The following is an 18,378-nucleotide window of genomic DNA, read 5'->3' as shown; positions in this document are numbered from 1 at the left end:
GGGTGTCGTCGCTTGCGGGTCAGACGGTGCTGGTGGCGCCTTCGGCGGCGCGCTGCCGGGCCAGGCCGGCCATCCGGCCGACCACCTCCAGCATGGCGGGCGGTTCGGCGCCGTCGAGGTGCCGGTACTCGGTGCCGAGGGTGACCAGCAGCCGCTCGGGCAGGCCGAGTTCGGGGTAGCGGCGCTCGTCCAGCACGGTCCGGGCGGCGTCGGCGAGCGGGACGCCGGCGGCGTGCAGGGCGTGCGCGCGGTCGCGCAGGTACCGGAGGTAGCCGGCGTGGGCGCGCAGGTCGGCGCGGGTGAGCAGCGGGCCGTGGCCGGGGACGACCGTCTCGGCGCCGGTGTCGAGCAGCCGCTCGACGGCGTCGACGATGTTGCCGAGCGGGCCGGCCCAGTGCACGGCGTGGTCGCCGGGGCGTTCGGCGGTGGAGCCGAAGACGATGTCGCCGGTGAACACGGTGGAGCGGGTGGGCAGGTGGACGATCAGGTCGCCGCTGGTGTGGGCCGGCGGGAGGCTGCTGATCTGCACCGGGAGGTCGCCGACCCGCAGTTCGAGCTCGCCGGTGAACACGGTGTCCGGGGTCACCGGCGGGGTGTCGGACCAGTCGAAGCAGCCGAAGTGCTCGTGCAGGTAGGCGCCGGTGTCGCTGGCCGGGTCGAGGGTGTTCAGCAGGGCGTGCTGCTGCTCGGGGGTCGGCTCGTAGGCGATGTGGTGCAGCGCCTCGCGGGTGGCGATGATCTCGGCGTCGGGGAGGACGCCGGCCCCCCACATGTGGTCGCCGTTGGCGTGCGTGACGACGATCCGGTCCACGGTGACGCCCGGCGCGAGGACGGCGCGACTGCGGTCCAGGAACTCACCGGCCAGCGTGCGGTCGTACGGGGTGTCGATCCACAGCGCGGTGTCGGCGGAGGCCACCAGGCCGCAGTTGGCCAGGCCCCAACCCCGCTGCTGCGGCTGCCATGCGTACACACCGTCGGCTATCGAATGGAAGTTCGCGGTCGGCGTCGTCATGGGCGCGATTATGCCTAACTCGGCGTCACCGTCCGACTCCGGCCCACAGATTGAACATGACCGGTTCAACTCGCCCAAGCGGGGCGGCGGTTGTGCGGGCACGGAGCGATCGCCGGACGCGGGCGGGAGCCGCTCCGGAGCCGCGGCGTGTGAATTCGTACAACATTGAACAATGTCGGCTATACTCGGATCCATGGATACCCCCGTCACCGAAGCGCCGGCGGTCTCCCCCTCCCGCGACGCGGAGGCGGAGACCCCCTGGCTGACCGCCCGCGAGCAGCGGTTCTGGCGCGCCCACCTGGAGGTCGGCAAGCTGCTCGACCACCAGCTGAGCCGGGAACTGCAGGCCCACAACCTCGCCATCAACGACTACGAGATCCTGGTCGTGCTCTCCGAGTCCCCCGACCGCCGGATGCGGATGACCGACCTGGCCACCGCCACCCTGCAGTCCAAGAGCCGCCTCTCCCACCAGATCACCCGGATGGAGACGGCCGGCCTGGTGCTGCGCCAGGAGTGCCCCGGCGACCGCCGAGGACTCTACGCCCACCTCACCGACCACGGCTGGGACACCCTGCGCAAGGTCGCCCCGGACCACGTCCGCAGCGTCCGCGAGCACTTCATCGACCGGCTCACCGACGAACAGCTCGACGCACTCTACGCAGCCCTCGCCCCCATCGCCGAGCACCTCCGCGGCCTGCGCGGCCGGGGCTAGGCCCGGCCGGGCCCGTTCTCACCCGGTGAGTTCGGCCACGAGCTGATCGGCTGCCGCGTACGGGTCGAGTTCGCCCGCGGCGACCTGCCCGGCCAGGGCGTCCAGGTGGCGGTCGCCGCGCAGGTCGCCGATCCGGGCGCGCAGGGCGGCGAGGGTGATCGCCTCGACCTCCTGCGCGGCCCGGCGGCGGCGACGGGCGGCGAGTTCACCGGTCTCGGCGAGCCAGCTGTGGTGCTTCTCCAGGGCCTCGACGAGTTCGTCGAGGCCCTCGCCGCGGGCGGCGACGGTCTTCACGATCGGCGGCCGCCAGTCACCGGCCTGCCGGGACTCCCCCAGGCCGAGCATGTGGTTGAGCTCGCGGGCGGTGGCGTCGGCGCCGTCCCGGTCGGCCTTGTTGACCACGAAGACGTCGCCGATCTCCAGGATGCCCGCCTTCGCGGCCTGGATGCCGTCGCCCATGCCGGGGGCGAGCAGCACCACCGAGGTGTCGGCCTGCGCGGCGATCTCCACCTCGGACTGGCCGACGCCGACGGTCTCGACCAGGATCACGTCGCAGCCCGCCCCGTCCAGCACCCGCAGCGCCTGCGGGGCGGCCCAGGCCAGGCCGCCGAGGTGGCCGCGGGTCGCCATCGAGCGGATGAACACCTCGGGGTCGGTGGCGTGCTCCTGCATCCGCACCCGGTCGCCGAGCAGCGCGCCGCCGGAGAACGGCGAGGACGGGTCGACGGCGAGCACGCCGACCCGCTTGCCGCGCTTGCGGTAGGCGGACACCAGCGCGGAGGTGGAGGTGGACTTGCCCACCCCGGGCGAGCCGGTCAGGCCCACCGTGTACGCCCGCCCGCTGTACGGGGCGAGCGCCGCCATCACCTCGCGCAGTTCCGGCGCGGCGTTCTCCACCAGGGTGATCAGCCGGGCCACCGCCCGGGGACGGCCCTGCCGGGCCTGCTCGACCAGCGTCGCCACATCGGCCATCGGGTTGCTCCTCGCAGCAGAAAAGACGGTGCCCCGCGGAGCCTCCGGTCGGGGCTCCGCGGGGTCCTGACGAACGGTCAGCCCTGCGCGGGGACCTTGACGATCAGCGCGTCGCCCTGGCCGCCGCCGCCGCACAGCGCGGCCGCGCCGACGCCGCCGCCGCGGCGCTGCAGCTCCAGCGCCAGGTGCAGCACCACGCGGGCGCCGGACATGCCGATCGGGTGGCCGAGCGCGATCGCGCCGCCGTTGACGTTCACGATCTCGTCGCTGACGCCGAGGTCCTTCATCGACTGGTGGGCGACCGCGGCGAACGCCTCGTTGATCTCGATCAGGTCGAGGTCGCCGACCTCCAGGCCCTCCTTGGCGAGGGCGTGCTTGATCGCGTTGGACGGCTGCGACTGCAGCGAGTTGTCCGGGCCGGCCACGTTGCCGTGCGCGCCGATCTCGGCGATCCAGCTCAGGCCCAGCTCCTCGGCCTTGGCCTTGCTCATCACCACGACCGCGGCGGCGCCGTCGGAGATCTGCGAGGAGGTGCCGGCCGTGATGGTGCCGTCCTTGGCGAAGGCCGGGCGCAGCTTGGCCAGGCCCTCGGCGGTGGTGTCGGCGCGGATGCCCTCGTCCTGCGCGAACAGCACCGGCTCGCCCTTGCGCTGCGGGATCGCCACCGGGACGATCTCGGCCTCGAACACGCCGTCGGCCTGGGCCTTGGCGGCGCGCTGGTGGGAGGCGGCGGCGATGGCGTCCTGCACCTCGCGGGCGATGCCCAGGCGGGTGTTGTGCTTCTCGGTGGACTCGCCCATCGGGATGTTCTCGTAGGCGTCGGTCAGGCCGTCGTACGCCATCGCGTCGAGCATCTCGATCGCGCCGTACTTGAAGCCCTCGCGGGACTTCGGCAGCAGGTGCGGGGCGTTGGTCATGGACTCCTGGCCGCCGGCCACCACGACGTCGAACTCGCCGGCCCGGATCAGCTGGTCGGCCAGCGCGATCGCGTCCAGGCCGGACAGGCAGACCTTGTTGATGGTCAGGGCCGGGACGTTCATCGGGATGCCGGCCTTCACGGCGGCCTGGCGGGCCGGGATCTGGCCCGCGCCGGCCTGCAGCACCTGGCCCATGATCACGTACTGGACCTGCTCGCCGGTGATGCCGGCCCGCTCCAGCGCCGCCTTGATCGCGAAGCCGCCGAGCTCGGCGCCGGAGAAACCCTTGAGCGAGCCGAGCAGCCGCCCCATCGGGGTGCGGGCGCCTGCGACGATCACAGAAGTAGTCATGGACGAGCCCCTTCGCGCGTCGGACCAGAGGGTATGGGGATGCCGTCAATGTACTGACCGGTCACCTCTGCGTCACCGCCGAGACGATGTGATCAGCGCTACTGGCACTTCCCAGTGAACACCGTGTCAGAGCGGGCATGGAGGGTGTGAGCAGACTCGCAGGGCGCGCTGCTGGCGTGCGGCGGCCGCGATGCGCTGCACTGAGTGCCACCCTCATGTCGCCCCCGTCCCCCGGAGGACCTCCCGTGCTGACCCGCATCGACCACATCGGCATCGCCTGCTTCGACCTGGACCGGACCGTGGAGTTCTACCGCTCCACCTACGGCTTCGAGGTGTTCCACTCGGAGGTCAACGAGGAGCAGGGCGTCCGCGAGGCCATGCTGAAGATCAACGACACCGGGGACGGCGGCGCCTCGTACCTGCAGCTGCTGGAGCCCACCCGGGAGGACTCCACGGTCGCCAAGTGGCTGGCCAAGAACGGCGAGGGCGTGCACCACATCGCCTTCGGCACCGCCGACGTGGACGCGGACGCCGCGGAGATCGCCGGCAAGGGCGTGCGGGTGCTGTACCCGGAGCCGCGGCGCGGCTCGATGGGCTCCCGGATCACCTTCCTGCACCCCAAGGACTGCGGCGGCGTGCTGACCGAGCTGGTCACCTCGGCGGAGCCGTCCGAGCACTGACCGCATCCGGTCCGGACAACCGGTCGGCCGGTAACGAACTGGTCGGTAACTTCCGAAAAGGCACTCGCCCCCATTCCCCCGGAGGCGGCTCCCACTACAATGCCCAGGTGCGCCGCTACCACAGGTCGGCGCACCGCAGGGGAGTCCACGACGCGGGCACGGCCGAACGGTCGCCGTTCGGATCTGTCACCATTCTCCAGAGGCAACAGTTCGCTCAGGAGTCCACTCGGACGGCGGAGCGATTGCAAGGACCAACCGGTCCGACCCGGCAGGCTGCGGGACGGAGCGGCCCGGTCGAGGACGCGACCAGGAGATGGATGGGACCGCGGAGTGCGGGGCTACGACCGCTACGAGGTTGAGGATCACCTCTCCAAGTTCGAGGCCGAGCTGGAGAAGGCCCGCAAGGAGCGGGACAAGACCATCGAGCACGCCGACGACCTCGCCTACCAGGTGGAGGTGCTCCGGGCCAAGCTGCACGAGGCCCGCCGGCAGCTCGCCCAGCCGCGTGCCTTCGACTCCGTCTCCGGCCAGGCCGAGCAGCTCCTGCGCAACGCCGAGATGCAGGCCGAGGCGCTGCGCGCGGACGCCGAGCGCGCGCTGCGCGAATCGCAGGCCGCCACCCAGCGGATGATGGCCGAGGCCGGCGAGCGCACCGCCCAGCTGGAGGCCGAGTTCAACGCCCGGCGCCGCCAGCTGGAGGAGGAGCTCAACGAGTTCCGGGCCGCCGCCGAGCGCCACGTCAACGAGAACGTCAACTGGGCGGAGCAGACCCGCGCCGGCACCGAGCAGGAGGCCCAGCGCCTGCTCCAGGAGGCCCGGGCCGAGGCCGAGCGGATGATGGCCGCGGTCCGCGCCGAGGCCGCCGCGCTAGCCGACCAGGCCCGCGCCCAGACCGCCGCCGACGTCGACGCCGCCCGCGGCGAGGCCCAGGCACAGGCGGAAGCCGCCCTGATGCGCGCCCAGACCGACGCCGAACGCCTGCTCCGGGCCGCCTCAGAGCAGGCCCAGCAGACCGGCGCCCAGGCCGAGGAGCAGCGCGCCGCCACCCTCACCGCCGCCCAGCAGCAGCTCGCCGACGCGCACTCCGCCGCCGAGCACAAGCTGGCCGCCGCCGAGGCCGAGATCACCGCCCTCAAGCGGCAGGCCCTCGCCGACCAGGAACGCGCCGAGGCCGCCCTGGCCGGCGCCCAGGCCGAGATAGAGCGGCTGCGCGCCGAGGCCCTGGCCGAGACCGAGCGGGCCCGCAACGAGGCCGCCCGGATGCGCGAGGAGGCCACCGCCGCCGCCCAGCGCCTGCAGGCCGAGGCCACCAGCGAGGCCGAGCGCAAGGTCGCCGACGGCGCCGCCGCCAGCGAGCAGCGCTCCGCCACCGCGCGCGCCGAGATCGCCAAGATGGTCGCCGCCGCCACCCGCGAGGCCGACCTGATCCGCTCCGTCGCCGCCACCGCGCAGGCCGAGGCGGACGCCGCCAAGGCCGCCGCCGCCGAGGAGAGCGAGCGCCTGCGCGGCGCCGCCGAGTCGGTCGCCAACCAGCTGCGCGCCGAGGCCGAGGCGGAGATCGCCGAACGCCGGGCCGCCGCCGAGCGGGAGGCCGCCGAGCTGCGGGAGGCCGCCGCCGCGGAGGCCGCGCGGCTGCGCGCCGAGGCCGAGGAGGCCGGCCGCTCCGAGGGTGCCAAGGACGCCGCGATGCGGATGGCGCGCGCCGCCAAGCAGGCCGAGGAGGTGCTGAGCCGGGCCGGAGCGGACGCCGAGTCCACCCGCGGCGAGGCCGCCGCCGAGGCCGAACGGCTGGTCGAGCACGCCAAGTCCGAGGCGCACACCCTGCTGGAGCAGGCCCGGGAGGCCGTCGAGCAGGCGCAGAACGCCGCGATGGAGGACGCCGCCTCGATCCGCGAGCAGCTGGAGCGGATGCAGCGCGAGGCCGCCCAGGCCCGCGAGCAGGCCGAGGAGCAGCGCTCCGCCGCCGAGGCGGAGGCCGAGCGGGTCCGGGCCGAGGCCCGCCGGCAGGCCGCCGTGCAGGTCGAGGAGTCCGCGAAGCAGGCCGAGGAACTGCTCACCACCGCCAAGGCCGACGCCGACGCGCTGCGCTCGGGCGCCGCCGAGGAGGTCGAGCGGCTGCTCACCGAGACCCGCGAGCAGGCCGCCGCGGTGCAGGGCCGGGCCGAGCAGACGCTGTCCCGGGCCCGGTCCGAGGGCGAGAAGCTGACCGCCGCCGCCGAGCGGGCCCGCGAGGAGACGCTGGCGGCCGCGCAGGCCGCCGCCGAGGAGCAGCTGGCCGCCGCCGAACGCGAGGGCGCCGAGCTGCGCGAGCTGGCCGCGGCCGCCGCGGACACCGTCCGCGCCGAGGCCGACGCCGCCGCCGAGGCGCTGCGGGCCGAGGCCGCGCAGTGGGCCGAGCAGCACCGCGCGCAGGCCGAGGAGACCGGCCGTGCGGTGCTGGCCGAGGCCGAGGAGGCCGCCCGCGAGGTCGCCGAGCAGGCCGAGGCCGCCGCGCAGGCGCTGCGCACCGAGGCCGCGGAGGCCCGCGAGGCCGCCCGCGCCGACCTGGAGCGCGACCAGGCGCGGACCGCCGAGCAACTGGCCGAGGCCGCCGCGATCCGGGCGGCGGCGGACGGCGAGGCCGAAGCGGTCCGGGAGGCCGCCGCGGCCGACGCCGAGCGGCTGCGCACCAAGGCCGAGCAGACCCTGGCCACCGCCCGCGCGGACGCCGAGGCACTGGGTGCCGAGGCCGCCGCGGACCGCACCGAGGCGGCCCGGCTGCGCACCGACGCCGAGGCGTACGACCGCGAGCTGCGCGAGCGCGCCGACCGGGAGACCGCCGAGCTGCGGGCCACCGCCGAGCGGGAGAGCGCCCAGCTGCGCGAGGCCGCCGAGACGTACGACCGGGAGCTGCGGGCGACCGCCGAGCGGGAGACCGCGGAGCTGCGCGAGCAGGCCGAGCAGGTGGCCGAGGAGCTGCGGGCGAACGGCGCGGCGCGGGCCGCCGAGCTGGTGTCGGCGGCCGAGCAGGAGGCCGCGGAGGTCCGCCAGTCGGTGGCCGGCATGCACGAGAAGGCCACCGCACAGATCGCCGAACTGCGGTCCGCTGCGGAGCGGGAGAGCGCCCAGCTGCGCGAGGCCGCCGAGGCGTACGACCGCGAGCTGCGCGAGCGCGCCGGCCGGGAGAGCGCCGAACTGCGGTCCGCCGCGGCCGAGTTCGCGCAGCAGCAGCGGGCCGAGGCGGAGGCCGGGGCGCAGCGCGTGCTGGCCGAGGCGGACGAGTTGGCGTCGGCGGCGCTCACCGAGGCGGAGGAGCGGGCGGCGGCGCTGCGCTCGGACGCCGAGGAGTACGCGCTGGCCACCCGCACCCTGGCGGAGGAGTTCGACGGGGACATCCGGTCCCGCGCCGAGTCCTTCGACCGGGAGCTGCGGGAGGGCGCCGAGGCGTACGACAAGGCGACCCGCGAGCAGGCCAAGTCGGTGCTGGAGAAGGCGTTCGCGGACGCCGAGCAGCTCGGCGAGCAGGCCCAGGCGGAGGCGCTGGCGGTCGCGACGGCGGCCGAGGAGCAGGCCGACGCGATGGTGTCGGCGGCCCGTCAGGAGGCCGAGCGGCTGCGCGCGGAGGCCGAGGCGCTGGGCCAGGCCGAGGTGGAGCGGGCCCGTTCGGACGCCGACGCCCTGCTGTCGGAGGCCCGCCGGGACTCCACCGCGATCCGGGAGCGCGCGGAGGAGCTGCGCGAGCGGACCGACGCGGAGATCGAGGCGCTGCACGAGCGGGCCCGCAAGGAGAACGCGCAGGCGATGAAGTCCGCCGGCGAGCGGGTGGACGCGCTGGTGACGGCGGCCCAGGAGCAGCTGACCGAGGCCGAGGAGCAGGCGCAGGCCCAGGTCGCGGAGGCCGAGGAGCGGGCGGCGGAACTGATCGCCGCGGCCGAGTCCCGGGCGTCCGAGCTGACCTCGGAGGCGTCCGCGGAGGCGGGCCGGGTGCGGATCGCCGCGGTGCGCAAGGCGGAGACGCTGCTGAAGGAGGCCGAGCACAAGCTGTCGGACTCCACCACCCGCGCCGAGGCGTTGATCATCAAGGCGGAGGCGAAGCTGAAGGCCGCCGAGATGGAGTCCGAGGAGAAGCTGGAGGCGGCGGCCGACGAGGCCTCGTCCCGGTTGAAGCGTGCCGACGAGGAAGCCGAGAAGCGGATCCGCCGGGCGGGTTCGGACGCCGAGGAGCAGTTGCGGCTGGCCGCCGAGGAGGCGGAGCGGCTGCTCGCCGAGGCGAAGGCCGAGGCGAAGCGCGTGACCGACGAGGGCCAGCGGGAGTTGGACGAACTGGTCCGCCGCCGCAAGGACATCAACACCGAGATCTCTCGGGTCCAGGACGTGCTGTCGGCGCTGGAGGCCTTCGAGGCACCCGCGCCGTCGGCCCACGGCAACGGGGGAAACAAGAAGGACGGAGGGCCCAAGGCCGGTGCCGGGGTGGGCTCTCCGCGATCGGGAGGCAATCGCTCCGGGGGCGCGCCACCCGATTGAGCGGACATTGTCCGCGAACCAACGGTGTTTCGCCGTTGACACTCCGGTACCGTGTCAGGATTCCCTCAACCATCTCAGCGGTTTGACGACAGGAAGCCCAGAAATCCCATGAGCGACAGTCACTCCCCGCACGGCTTCGACCTGGTACGCCGTGGGTACGAGCGCGCCCAGGTCGACGAGCGGATCGCCAAGCTGGTGGCCGACCGAGACAGCGCGCTCTCCCGGATCAGCGCGCTGGAGAAGCGCATCGAGGAACTCCACCTGGAGACCCAGACGGCGCAGGCCGCGGTCACCGAGGCGGAGCCCTCCTACGCCGGCCTCGGCGCCCGGGTCGAGAAGATCCTCCGCCTCGCCGAGGAGGAGGCGAAGGACCTGCGCGACGAGGCGCACCGCGCCGCCGAGCAGCACCGCGAGCTGGCCGAGGCCGCCGCGCAGCAGGTCCGCACCGAGGCCGAGAACTACGCCAAGGACCGCAAGGCCAAGGCGGAGGACGAGGGTCTGCGGATCGTCGACAAGGCGAAGTCGGACGCGGCGCAGCTGCGGGCCGAGGCCAACAAGGACGCGCAGAACAAGCGCGAGGAGGCGGACGCCCTCTTCGAGGAGACCCGCACCAAGGCCGCGCAGGCCGCCCTGGAGTTCGAGACCAACCTGGCCAAGCGCCGGGAGCAGTCCGAGCGCGACCTGGCGGCCCGTCAGGCCAAGGCGGAGAAGCGCCTCGCCGAGATCGAGCACCGCGCCGAGCAGCTCCGTCTGGAGGCGGAGAAGCTGCGCACCGACGCGGAGCGCCGTTCCCGTCAGACCATCGAGACGGCCCAGCGCCAGGCCGAGGACATCGTCGCCGACGCCAACGCGAAGGCCGACCGGGTCCGCAGCGAGTCGGAGCGCGAGCTGGCGGCGCTCACCAACCGCCGCGACTCGATCAACGCGCAGCTGACCAACGTCCGCGAGATGCTGGCCACGCTGACCGGTGCGGCCGTCGCCGCGGCCTCGCTGCCGACCGACGACTCGCTGGGCGTGCCGGCGCAGCAGTCGCGCTAGTCACCGCTCGGACCGCTGGGGTCCAACTGTCCGAAAGGGCCCGGAGCTTGACGCTCCGGGCCCTTTCGGTGGATCGGGCGACGGGTCGTTACTTGACGCGCTTGAGCAGCGCCCGGACGGCGGCGTTGAAGGTCTCCGGGGCCTCCAGCGAGGACAGGTGGCCGACCGCCGGAATGACCGTCAGTTCGGCGTCGCCCAGCGCCTCGGCCATCATCCGGGCCTCGCTCAGCGGGGTCACGGTGTCGAGTTCGCCGACGATGACCGCGGCGGGCACCTCCAGCGCCGCCAGGTCGTCCAGCGAGTCGGGGCGGGCTGCCATCGCGCGCTGCGCCCAGGCGACCGCCGCCGGGTCCGCCTCGGCGATCATCTGCCGCACCGCGCCGGCGAGTTCCTCGTCGGCGCCGGGGGCCAGCAGGTTCTCCGCGGTGCGCTCCTCGATCAGCAGCTCGACGCTTCCGGCGGCCAGCACGGCGGCGGCGATCCGTTCCCGGTTGGCGCGGGCGGCGTCGGTGTCGGCGGTGGCCTTGGTGTCGGCGAGGACGAGCCCGGCCAGCCGTTCGGGGTGGCGGCGGGCGAAGGCCATCGCCACGTAGCCGCCCATGGACAGCCCGCCGAGCACGGCCTGTTCGATGCCCAGCTCGTCCAGCAGCTCGGCCAGGTCGTCGGCGGCGGTGTCCAGGGACGGGGGCTGCTCGCCGAGCGGGGCGGCGCCGAAGCCGCGCTGGTCCGGTGCGACGACCCGGGCATCGTCCCCGGCCGGGCCGGGTACCCGTTCCACTTGGGCCTCCCACATCCGCGCGGAGAGCGGAAAGGCGTGCAGCAGGACGAGCGGGGTGCCGGTGCCGTTCTGGCGGACGGCCGGCGCGCTGGGCGAGGTCATGGTTCCACCGTAGGGCCCGGCGGGCACGCCCCGGTCGACGGTCGTCCGATTTATCCGCTTTCTGTCCTAACCTGACCGAAGACCAAGGAGTGGTGAATGATCGAGTTGCATCACCTGACGAAGCGTTATGGTGACAAGTTGGCCGTTGACGATCTGAGCTTCCGGATCCCGGAGGGCGTGGTGACCGGCTTCCTCGGGCCGAACGGCGCGGGCAAGTCCACCACCATGCGCATGATCCTCGACCTGGACCACCCGACCAGCGGCAAGGTCACCATCGGCGGCAAGCACTACGCCGAGATCCAGGACCCGCTGCGGCAGATCGGCGCCCTGCTGGAGGCGAAGGCCGTGCACCCCGGCCGCACCGCCTACGACCACCTGCTCTGGCTGGCCCAGTCCAACCGGATCCCGCGCGGCCGGGTCGACGAGGTCCTGGAGCTGGTCGGCCTGACCGCGGTGGCCAAGAAGCGCGCCCGCGGCTTCTCGCTCGGCATGGGCCAGCGCCTGGGCATCGCCTCCGCCCTGCTGGCCGACCCGCAGACCCTGATGTTCGACGAGCCGGTGAACGGCCTCGACCCCGAGGGCATCCTGTGGATCCGGAACCTGATGAAGGGTCTGGCCGCCGAGGGCCGCACGGTGTTCGTCTCCTCGCACCTGATGAGCGAGATGGCGCTGACCGCCGAGCACCTGGTGGTGATCGGCCGCGGCCGGCTGCTCGCCGACCTGCCGATGGCCGAGTTCATCAAGCAGAACTCCCGCTCCGCGGTGCGGCTGCGCACCCCGCACCAGGAGCAGCTGCTGGACGCCCTGCGCGGAGCCGGCCTGAGCGCCGAGGCGGGCCCGGACGGGGCCTGGGAGGTGGTGGACGGCGATCCGGCCTTCCTCGGCGACCTGGCCGCCGCGCACGGCATCACCCTGCACGAGCTCAGCCCCCAGCAGGCTTCGCTGGAGGAGGCGTTCATGCAGATGACCGCGGACTCCGTGGAGTACCACGCGGGCGCCCCGGGGTCCGCCGGCTCCCGCACCGCCCCCACCGCCCAGCAGCAGCCCGCCTGGGGCACCGGCTGGGACAACCGCCAGTCCGGAAAGGAGAGCTGAGATGGCCGCCTTCCCCGCCGTCGCCCAGTCCGAATGGACCAAGATCCGCAGCGTCCGCTCCACCCTCTGGACGCTCGCCGCGACCTTCCTGGTCACCCTGGTGGTCGGCGCGCTGCTGTCCCTGGTGACCAAGCAGAACTTCGCCGAGTTCACCAAGGACTCCAGCACCCCGTTCGACGCCACCGGCACGGCCTTCGCCGGCATCCTGCTGGGCGAGCTGGCCATCGTGGTGTTCGGCGTGCTGGCGATCGGCAACGAGTACAGCAGCGGCATGATCCGGGTCTCGCTCGCCGCCGTCCCGCAGCGCGGCACCCTGCTGGCCGCCAAGGCCGCGGTGCTCGGCGCGATCGCGCTGGCGGTAGCGCTGGTGACCGCGTTCGTCACCTTCTTCGTCGGCCAGGCCGTGCTCGGCGAGCACCGCACCTCGCTGGGCGAGCCGGGCGTGCTGCGGGCGGTGTTCGGCGCGGCCTTCTACCTGACGCTGCTGTGCCTGTTCTCGGCCGGCGTCACCGTGCTGCTGCGCAACCAGACCCTGGCGCTGGGCATCCTGGTGCCGTTCTTCTTCCTGCTCTCGCCGATCCTGTCGGCGGTCCCGAAGGTGAAGAACGTCGCGCACTACTTCCCGGACTGGGCCGGCTCCCGGGCCGTCCAGGTCTACCAGCCGGCCGACCAGCCGTACGGCCCGTGGACCGGCCTGCTGATCTGCGCCGCGTGGACGGCCGCCGCCCTGCTCTGCGGGTACCTGGTGCTGAAGAAGCGGGACGCCTGAGCCGCCGTCAGTACTTCGGAGCGCCGCGGCCCCGCAGGATGTTGGAGCCGCGGCGCTCCCGCGCTCCCCAGCACGCCCGGTGCCAGTGCCGGCGGTCGTCGACGCCGCCGCCGTGGTCGGGCCAGGCGACCAGGTGGCCGACGCCGGGCGGGATCTCCTGGTCGCAGCCGGGGCAGCGGTAGAACCGCCCGGCGGTGCCGGCCACGGTCTGCACCACCCAGTCCTCGCCCCGGTACTCCTCCACCCGGCGCAGTGAACTGCCCATCGGCGCGGCGCTCCCGCGGTCGTCGGGGTGGTCGATCCGGTTGCGGCGGGGGGACACGTGACTACCTCTCCATCGGGCGCGCTGTGCCTCCAGGGTACGGGCCGCGGCGGGTCCGGTCCCAGGCAGTGACCGGACCGGGCCCGCCGCGTTGTACCCCGGGGGCACGCGCCGCCCCATCCGCCACTCCCGCGCCATTAGCACGGATCACCCGCCCGGTCCGGTGAATCGCCGGTAATCCACCCTTTCCTCGGGGAAATTGGGCGTTCCGCGTGCCATTGGCACATGACATGGGTTACTCACGTGGTGACACGGCGGGGCTCGCAGACCCTGCGCGCACCGAGGAGGCAGCCGATGACCAAGACCACCGCCCGACCCGAGGCCCGTGCCGGCGCCCCGCGGACGGCCCGCAGCGGGGTGGTGCCGGCCGTCCGGACCGGCCCCGAGCCGAGCCGGGGCGCGGGCACCGATGCGATCCGGGTCGGCGCCTTCCTGCTGTCCGCGCAGTTCCCCGGGCAGACCCACGGCGAGGCGCTGGACCGCACCGTCTCGGCCGCCGTGGCCGCCGAACGGGCTGGCCTGGACGCCGTGTGGCTGGCCGAGCACCACTTCGTCCCGTACGGGGTCTGCCCGGACGCCGCCACGCTGGCCGCGATGCTGCTGGGCCGGACCAGGCGGATCGGGGTGGGCACCGCGGTGAGCGTGCTGAGCACCCGTCACCCGGTGGCGCTGGCCGAGCAGGCGGCGCTGCTGCACCTGACCTCCGGCGGCCGGTTCACGCTGGGCGTGGGCCGGGGCGGGCCGTGGATCGACCTGGCGGTGTTCGGCACCGGCCTGGAGGCGTTCGAGCACGGCTTCCCGGAGCGGCTGGACCTGCTGCTGCGCTGGCTGCGCGGCTCCCGGGTGGGCGCTGCGGGCCCGCAGTTCGAGTTCCCCGAGGTGGCGGTGGTGCCGCGGGCCGCGGAGCCGGCCCGGCGCAAGGACCTGTCGGGCTGGCTGGGCCTGGAGGGCACCGGGGCGGTCATCCCGAGGCAGCGTCAGGAGGACGCCAGGGCCGCCGTGCCGGGCCCGCCGGTGGTGGTGGCCTGCACCTCCCCGAACGGGGTGCGGACGGCCGCCGAGCGGGGCCTGCCGATGCTGCTGGGCATGCACTCGGGCGACGAGGACAAGCGGGACATGCTGGCCGCCTACCGGGCCGCCTGGCGCGCCGCGGGGCGCGGCGAGGAGCAACTCGCCCGGGTCGAGCGGGAGCACGTCGCGGCGGGCGTCGCGCAGATCGACGACCGGGCGGGGGCGGCCCGGGCGGGTCTGCTGCGCGCGATGCCGGACTTCTTCGCCCACGGGCTGGGCGCGCACCGCACGGTGGACGGCCGGGAGCGGTCGATGCGCGACCCGCGGGCGTACACCGAGCTGCTCTGCGACCTGCACGCGGTGGGCACGCCCCGGCAGTGCGCGGACCGGCTGCTGGCGACCGCGGAGAGCACCGGCATCCGGCGGTTCGCGCTGCTCGCCGAGGGCTCCGGCGACACCGCGGCGACCCTGCACAACGTGGCCCGGCTGGGCGCGGAGGTGCTGCCGCAGCTGTCCTGAGCGCGCCCGCGGGCCGCCCCGGGGTTGCTCCGGGGCGGCCCGCGCTCGGTGGGACTCCTGGGTGCTGACGGCGGGTCAGCAGTCGCGCAGCTCCGGCGACTGGTTGAGCAGCTGGGCCCGGACGGAGGTGAAGCGGGCGTGCCGCTCGGCGGTGTCGGGGCCGGGCGCGAACACCGCGACCCGGTGGCAGTTCTGGAACGCCAGCTGGACGCCGAAGTGCCGCTGCAGGGCGCCCCGGATCGCATCGCTGGCCAGCGCGCGGAGCAGCTGCCCGCGCTCCTTCTCGCTCGGCGGGGGAACCTCGTTGTCGGCGAAGTCGGTTCCGTCGACCTTGAGTTGGGCGACCAGCGAGCTGATCATGTCCCAGGCGTAGGGCAGCGAGGTGCGGACGCAGTCGACGAACTCCCGCTCGTCGACCTCGCCTCGTTCGGCCTTCTCCAGCAGGGCCGGTGAGACGTCGAGCGACATGGGTTCTCCTCTCGCGGTCCGCCCCGACGGGGTCGCCGGGGCGGTGGTGCCGGTGTGCTGAGGGTGCGTTGAACGGACGTGCGGTGAACTTCGCGCGGTGTTCGGGTGGTGACGGCGCGACGGACCGATGGAGCTGCCGCGCTCGGATTCCTGGCCAGGGGGTCAGACCAGCGTGGCAGGCCGCCCCGCAGGCGGCTGGCGAATCGGTGGATTGCCGCCCGAAACTCCGTGCGGAAGCCGAGATTGGCCGGAATCCGCCGTGTCCCAACCCAGTGCGCCGAGCTGGCACGCCTCACCGCGCGTACCCGTGCGGTCACCATGTTTCGCCGGTCCCGGCCGGCCGACACCTGCCGTGCGAGCACTCGCTTCAATCGGCTCCGGGGCCCGCCCCGGTCCGGCCGCCTGTCTCGGGATTGCCGCCGCTCGACCCCACTGCCGCGGGGAGCGCGGCCGTCCGCTTGCGCCGGCGTCCGCGGTCCGTTCGCGCGCCGTCCGCCGCTCGGAATCGAACGCGGACGGGGGCACTCCCGGCGGGCCTTAGGCTTGTCCCCATGCGTCTTGTCATCGCCAAATGCACCGTGGACTACGCGGGCCGCCTCGCTGCACATCTGCCGTCCGCCGTGCGCCTGGTGATCGTGAAGGCCGACGGCAGCGTCAGCATCCACGCCGACGACCGGGCCTACAAGCCGCTGAACTGGATGTCCCCGCCGTGCGCCCTCAAGGAGGACGGCGAGGTCTGGACGGTCACCAACAAGGCCGGCGAGAAGCTGATCATCACCCTGGAGGACGTCCACCACGACTCCTCCCACGAGCTGGGCGTCGACCCCGGCCTGGTGAAGGACGGCGTCGAGGCGCACCTGCAGGAACTCCTCGCCGACCGCATGGAGGTCCTCGGCACCGGCTGGCAGCTGATCCGCCGCGAGTACCCCACCGCGATCGGCCCCGTCGACATCCTCTGCCGCGACTCCGACGGCGTCACGGTCGCCGTGGAGATCAAGCGCCGCGGCGAGATCGACGGCGTCGAGCAGCTCACCCGCTACCTGGACCTGCTCAACCGCGACCCGCTGCTCGCCCCGGTCAAGGGCATCTTCGCGGCCCAGGAGATCAAGCCCCAGGCCCGCGTCCTCGCCACCGACCGCGGTATCGGCTGCGTCGTCCTCGACTACGACGAACTCCGCGGCATCGACGACGACAAGCTCAAGCTCTTCTAGCCCCACTCCCGCCCGGCGCGGCTGCTGCCCTCCGGTCGGCGGTTCGTGGGTGGCGGCTGCCAGAATCTCCGCATGCCTGTGCGAAGCGCCGCGGTGACCGGCCGGTACGAGACCCATCTGACACTGGCGCCGGCCGAGGCCGATGCGCTGGCCGGGTGGGCGGCCGCGCGCGGTCTGGAGTTCACGCACATCCTGCTGGCGCGTGGGCGGCATCCCTCGCAGCCGATGGTCAGTTGGCGGGCGGAGGGCGCGCTGGCCGCGCAGCACCGCAGGGCCGCCGCGGAGGCGGCCCGGTTGCGGGCGGCCGGGTTCACCCCGGTCCGGGTGAAGATCGAGGCCGCGCCCTGGGCGCCGGAGGTGCCGGCCACCGACGCGCTGGCCGAACTCGCCGACGCCGCCCACTACTTCGAACACCATGTGAAGGTCCGGCTGGCTCCCGGGACGCCCCGCGAGGCGTTGGTCGCGGCTGCCGCCGGCCACCACGCCCACGTCTCCTGGAACGCCCGCCGCACCGAACCGGGCGGCCACCGCCAGTACTTCGTGACCCAGCGCTGCCACCGCGTGGGCCTGACCACCGCCGGCGCCCGCCTGGACCGCCTGCTGGCTGCCCTGACCGCGGCCGGTCTCCCGCCGCTGAAGGCCGAGCGCGAGTACGTGGTGCACGACTCCGCCTTCGCCCTGGACGCCGGCTGGCTCGACGAGACCCCTGAAAGCTGAGGAGGTGCCATGACCGACGCCCGGGACCTTCAGAGGCGCGCCGGGGGGCTGCCGCTGACGTTCCGTCCGATCGAGGACCCGCGTGCCCGGCAGCCCGCCGTCTTCGACCCGTCCTTGAAGCAGCACGGCCACGCCTTCCGGACCGGCGATCCGCGCTTCGCCGATCCTGCCCTCGCCGCGGCCTGGCGCGCGGCCCGCCGCACCGCGATGGACGCCGTTCTCACGGCGGTCGCGGACTCCGGCTGGGTGGACCACCTGGTGCTGCGCGGCTCCGTCGTGCTGCGCGCCTGGTTCGGCGAGGCCGCCCGCGAGCCCGGCGACCTGGACTTCGTGGTGGTCCCGGAGGACTGGGCAATCGACGAGGCCCGCACCGCGGACCTGCTGCACGGCCTGACCCGCGCCGCGGCGGCGGCCACCGCGGACGGCCCGGTCCGGATCCTCGCGCACGAGGCGGTCAGCGAGGAGATCTGGACGTACGAGCGGGTCCCGGGCCGCCGGCTGCTGCTGCCCTGGGAGGCGGACGGCCTGCCGGGCGGCGGTGTCCAGCTCGACTTCGTGTTCAACGAGCCGCTGCCGGTGCCGCCCGAGCCGCTGGAGGTGGCCCCGGGCGCGGTGCTGAACGTCGCCACCCGCGAGCTGTCCCTCGCCTGGAAGCTGATGTGGCTGCACACCGACGGCCACCCGCAGGGCAAGGACCTGTACGACGCGGCACTGCTCGCCGGGTCGGTCCACCTGCGCTACGCCGTGCTGCGGGACGTCTTCGTGCCCGGCGAGGCGCACTACGCCGAGCTCCCGCTCGGGCCGGAGAGCGTGCCCGGCGCGGGCGAGCACCGCACCGAATGGTTCCACTTCGCCGGCGAGTACCCGGAGTCGGCGGGCGACGAGGCGGCCCACCACCGCCGGCTCGCGGCCGCGCTCGCCCCGACCTTCGCCGAAGTCCCGGAGGCCGAGCGCGCCGCCTGGTGGTCCGCGGGCTGGGTGGCCCCGCTGCGCGCCGCCCACGCGGCGGGCGGCCCGGACGCCGCCGAATCGTGGCTGCGCGACCGCAACGCCCCGCTGGGCGTCGCGCACCGCCTGCTGCAGCGCGCCCTCGGTCCCGACGCCCCGTCCGTCGCCGACCTGCTGGCCCGGCCCGCCTGGTCGGGGTACGCCGGGATCCTCGAACGCGGAAACGTCTCGTTGGAGCGCCTGCTGCAGTGAC

At 74.2% G+C, this 18,378-nt stretch carries 16 protein-coding genes; 10 read left to right on the top strand and 6 right to left on the bottom strand.

Annotated elements, in window-relative coordinates:
* Positions 1 to 19: 19 nt before the first annotated feature.
* Entirely contained in the window at positions 20 to 1,012 is a 993-nt protein-coding gene (locus tag BX266_RS22650) for an MBL fold metallo-hydrolase (RefSeq protein WP_099902575.1), read from the bottom strand.
* A gap of 193 nt (positions 1,013 to 1,205) precedes the next feature.
* On the opposite strand from BX266_RS22650, the gene BX266_RS22645 reads away from it, so the two are divergent.
* Positions 1,206 to 1,724: a MarR family winged helix-turn-helix transcriptional regulator gene (locus BX266_RS22645; RefSeq protein WP_099902573.1), complete on the top strand. Its 519-nt coding sequence runs from the start codon at positions 1,206 to 1,208 to the stop codon at positions 1,722 to 1,724.
* An 18-nt stretch (positions 1,725 to 1,742) separates the two neighbouring features.
* Here the strand turns inward: BX266_RS22645 and meaB are convergent, their stop codons facing one another.
* Together meaB and BX266_RS22635 are read right to left on the bottom strand one after the other, a co-directional pair.
* Positions 1,743 to 2,696 carry a methylmalonyl Co-A mutase-associated GTPase MeaB gene (gene meaB / locus BX266_RS22640; protein WP_099902571.1) on the bottom strand — a complete coding sequence of 318 codons (954 nt, stop codon included), beginning with the start codon at positions 2,694 to 2,696 and terminating at the stop codon, positions 1,743 to 1,745.
* Positions 2,697 to 2,773: 77 nt separating this feature from the next.
* Positions 2,774 to 3,964: an acetyl-CoA C-acetyltransferase gene (locus BX266_RS22635; protein WP_099902569.1), complete on the bottom strand. Its 1,191-nt coding sequence runs from the start codon at positions 3,962 to 3,964 to the stop codon at positions 2,774 to 2,776.
* 245 nt (positions 3,965 to 4,209) lie between these two features.
* Between BX266_RS22635 and mce the strand changes: the two genes are divergently transcribed.
* The 3 genes from mce (at position 4,210) to BX266_RS22620 (ending at position 10,185) form a co-directional block, all read left to right on the top strand.
* Positions 4,210 to 4,644, top strand: a complete 435-nt coding sequence (gene mce / locus BX266_RS22630; protein ID WP_099902567.1) for a methylmalonyl-CoA epimerase — start codon at positions 4,210 to 4,212, stop codon at positions 4,642 to 4,644.
* Between the two features lie 330 nt (positions 4,645 to 4,974).
* Positions 4,975 to 9,147 carry a hypothetical protein gene (locus BX266_RS22625; RefSeq protein WP_099902565.1) on the top strand — a complete coding sequence of 1,391 codons (4,173 nt, stop codon included), beginning with the start codon at positions 4,975 to 4,977 and terminating at the stop codon, positions 9,145 to 9,147.
* A 108-nt stretch (positions 9,148 to 9,255) separates the two neighbouring features.
* On the top strand, positions 9,256 to 10,185 hold the full coding sequence (locus tag BX266_RS22620; protein WP_014138112.1) for a cellulose-binding protein: 930 nt from the start codon (positions 9,256 to 9,258) through the stop codon (positions 10,183 to 10,185).
* Positions 10,186 to 10,273: 88 nt separating this feature from the next.
* On the opposite strand, the gene BX266_RS22615 is transcribed toward BX266_RS22620, so the two are convergent.
* A complete protein-coding gene (locus BX266_RS22615) occupies positions 10,274 to 11,065 on the bottom strand; it encodes an alpha/beta fold hydrolase (protein ID WP_099902563.1) in 792 nt (263 codons plus the stop codon).
* Between the two features lie 96 nt (positions 11,066 to 11,161).
* Here BX266_RS22615 and BX266_RS22610 point away from each other — a divergent pair, with 96 nt between their 5' ends.
* Both BX266_RS22610 and BX266_RS22605 read left to right on the top strand, forming a co-directional pair.
* Positions 11,162 to 12,160, top strand: a complete 999-nt coding sequence (locus BX266_RS22610; RefSeq protein WP_099902561.1) for an ABC transporter ATP-binding protein — start codon at positions 11,162 to 11,164, stop codon at positions 12,158 to 12,160.
* A 1-nt stretch (position 12,161) separates the two neighbouring features.
* Entirely contained in the window at positions 12,162 to 12,929 is a 768-nt protein-coding gene (locus BX266_RS22605) for an ABC transporter permease subunit (protein WP_099902559.1), read from the top strand.
* Positions 12,930 to 12,936: 7 nt separating this feature from the next.
* Here the strand turns inward: BX266_RS22605 and BX266_RS22600 are convergent, their stop codons facing one another.
* Positions 12,937 to 13,251: an ATP/GTP-binding protein gene (locus tag BX266_RS22600; protein ID WP_099902557.1), complete on the bottom strand. Its 315-nt coding sequence runs from the start codon at positions 13,249 to 13,251 to the stop codon at positions 12,937 to 12,939.
* Between the two features lie 414 nt (positions 13,252 to 13,665).
* Here BX266_RS22600 and BX266_RS22595 point away from each other — a divergent pair, with 414 nt between their 5' ends.
* Positions 13,666 to 14,781 carry an LLM class flavin-dependent oxidoreductase gene (locus BX266_RS22595; protein WP_099908176.1) on the top strand — a complete coding sequence of 372 codons (1,116 nt, stop codon included), beginning with the start codon at positions 13,666 to 13,668 and terminating at the stop codon, positions 14,779 to 14,781.
* A 75-nt stretch (positions 14,782 to 14,856) separates the two neighbouring features.
* On the opposite strand, the gene BX266_RS22590 is transcribed toward BX266_RS22595, so the two are convergent.
* A complete protein-coding gene (locus BX266_RS22590) occupies positions 14,857 to 15,249 on the bottom strand; it encodes an SCO5389 family protein (protein ID WP_099902555.1) in 393 nt (130 codons plus the stop codon).
* Positions 15,250 to 15,800: 551 nt separating this feature from the next.
* Here BX266_RS22590 and nucS point away from each other — a divergent pair.
* From nucS to BX266_RS22575, 3 genes are all read left to right on the top strand, one after another.
* On the top strand, positions 15,801 to 16,460 hold the full coding sequence (nucS, locus tag BX266_RS22585) for an endonuclease NucS (protein WP_099902553.1): 660 nt from the start codon (positions 15,801 to 15,803) through the stop codon (positions 16,458 to 16,460).
* 72 nt (positions 16,461 to 16,532) lie between these two features.
* Positions 16,533 to 17,177, top strand: coding sequence for a hypothetical protein (locus tag BX266_RS22580; RefSeq protein ID WP_099902551.1), 645 nt, complete (start codon positions 16,533 to 16,535; stop codon positions 17,175 to 17,177).
* A gap of 9 nt (positions 17,178 to 17,186) precedes the next feature.
* Positions 17,187 to 18,377 (top strand): nucleotidyl transferase AbiEii/AbiGii toxin family protein, encoded by a 1,191-nt coding sequence (locus tag BX266_RS22575; protein ID WP_099902549.1) that lies wholly within the window; start codon positions 17,187 to 17,189, stop codon positions 18,375 to 18,377.
* Position 18,378: the final 1 nt, after the last annotated feature.

The sequence above is a fragment of the Streptomyces sp. TLI_171 genome, assembly GCF_003610255.1.
Taxonomy (GTDB): domain Bacteria; phylum Actinomycetota; class Actinomycetes; order Streptomycetales; family Streptomycetaceae; genus Kitasatospora.
This window is presented reverse-complemented; position numbering and strand designations above follow the sequence as displayed.

Bases quoted from the DNA above. Each gene is read 5' to 3' on its own strand.
- BX266_RS22650 (WP_099902575.1), bottom strand. From the start codon at position 1,012: ATGACGACGCCGACCGCGAACTTCCATTCGATAGCCGACGGTGTGTAC.
- BX266_RS22620 (WP_014138112.1), top strand. From the start codon at position 9,256: ATGAGCGACAGTCACTCCCCGCACGGCTTCGACCTGGTACGCCGTGGG.
- BX266_RS22580 (WP_099902551.1), top strand. From the start codon at position 16,533: ATGCCTGTGCGAAGCGCCGCGGTGACCGGCCGGTACGAGACCCATCTG.
- BX266_RS22590 (WP_099902555.1), bottom strand. From the start codon at position 15,249: ATGTCGCTCGACGTCTCACCGGCCCTGCTGGAGAAGGCCGAACGAGGC.
- BX266_RS22605 (WP_099902559.1), top strand. From the start codon at position 12,162: ATGGCCGCCTTCCCCGCCGTCGCCCAGTCCGAATGGACCAAGATCCGC.
- nucS (WP_099902553.1), top strand. From the start codon at position 15,801: ATGCGTCTTGTCATCGCCAAATGCACCGTGGACTACGCGGGCCGCCTC.
- meaB (WP_099902571.1), bottom strand. From the start codon at position 2,696: ATGGCCGATGTGGCGACGCTGGTCGAGCAGGCCCGGCAGGGCCGTCCC.
- BX266_RS22575 (WP_099902549.1), top strand. From the start codon at position 17,187: ATGACCGACGCCCGGGACCTTCAGAGGCGCGCCGGGGGGCTGCCGCTG.
- BX266_RS22635 (WP_099902569.1), bottom strand. From the start codon at position 3,964: ATGACTACTTCTGTGATCGTCGCAGGCGCCCGCACCCCGATGGGGCGG.
- BX266_RS22615 (WP_099902563.1), bottom strand. From the start codon at position 11,065: ATGACCTCGCCCAGCGCGCCGGCCGTCCGCCAGAACGGCACCGGCACC.
- BX266_RS22645 (WP_099902573.1), top strand. From the start codon at position 1,206: ATGGATACCCCCGTCACCGAAGCGCCGGCGGTCTCCCCCTCCCGCGAC.
- BX266_RS22610 (WP_099902561.1), top strand. From the start codon at position 11,162: ATGATCGAGTTGCATCACCTGACGAAGCGTTATGGTGACAAGTTGGCC.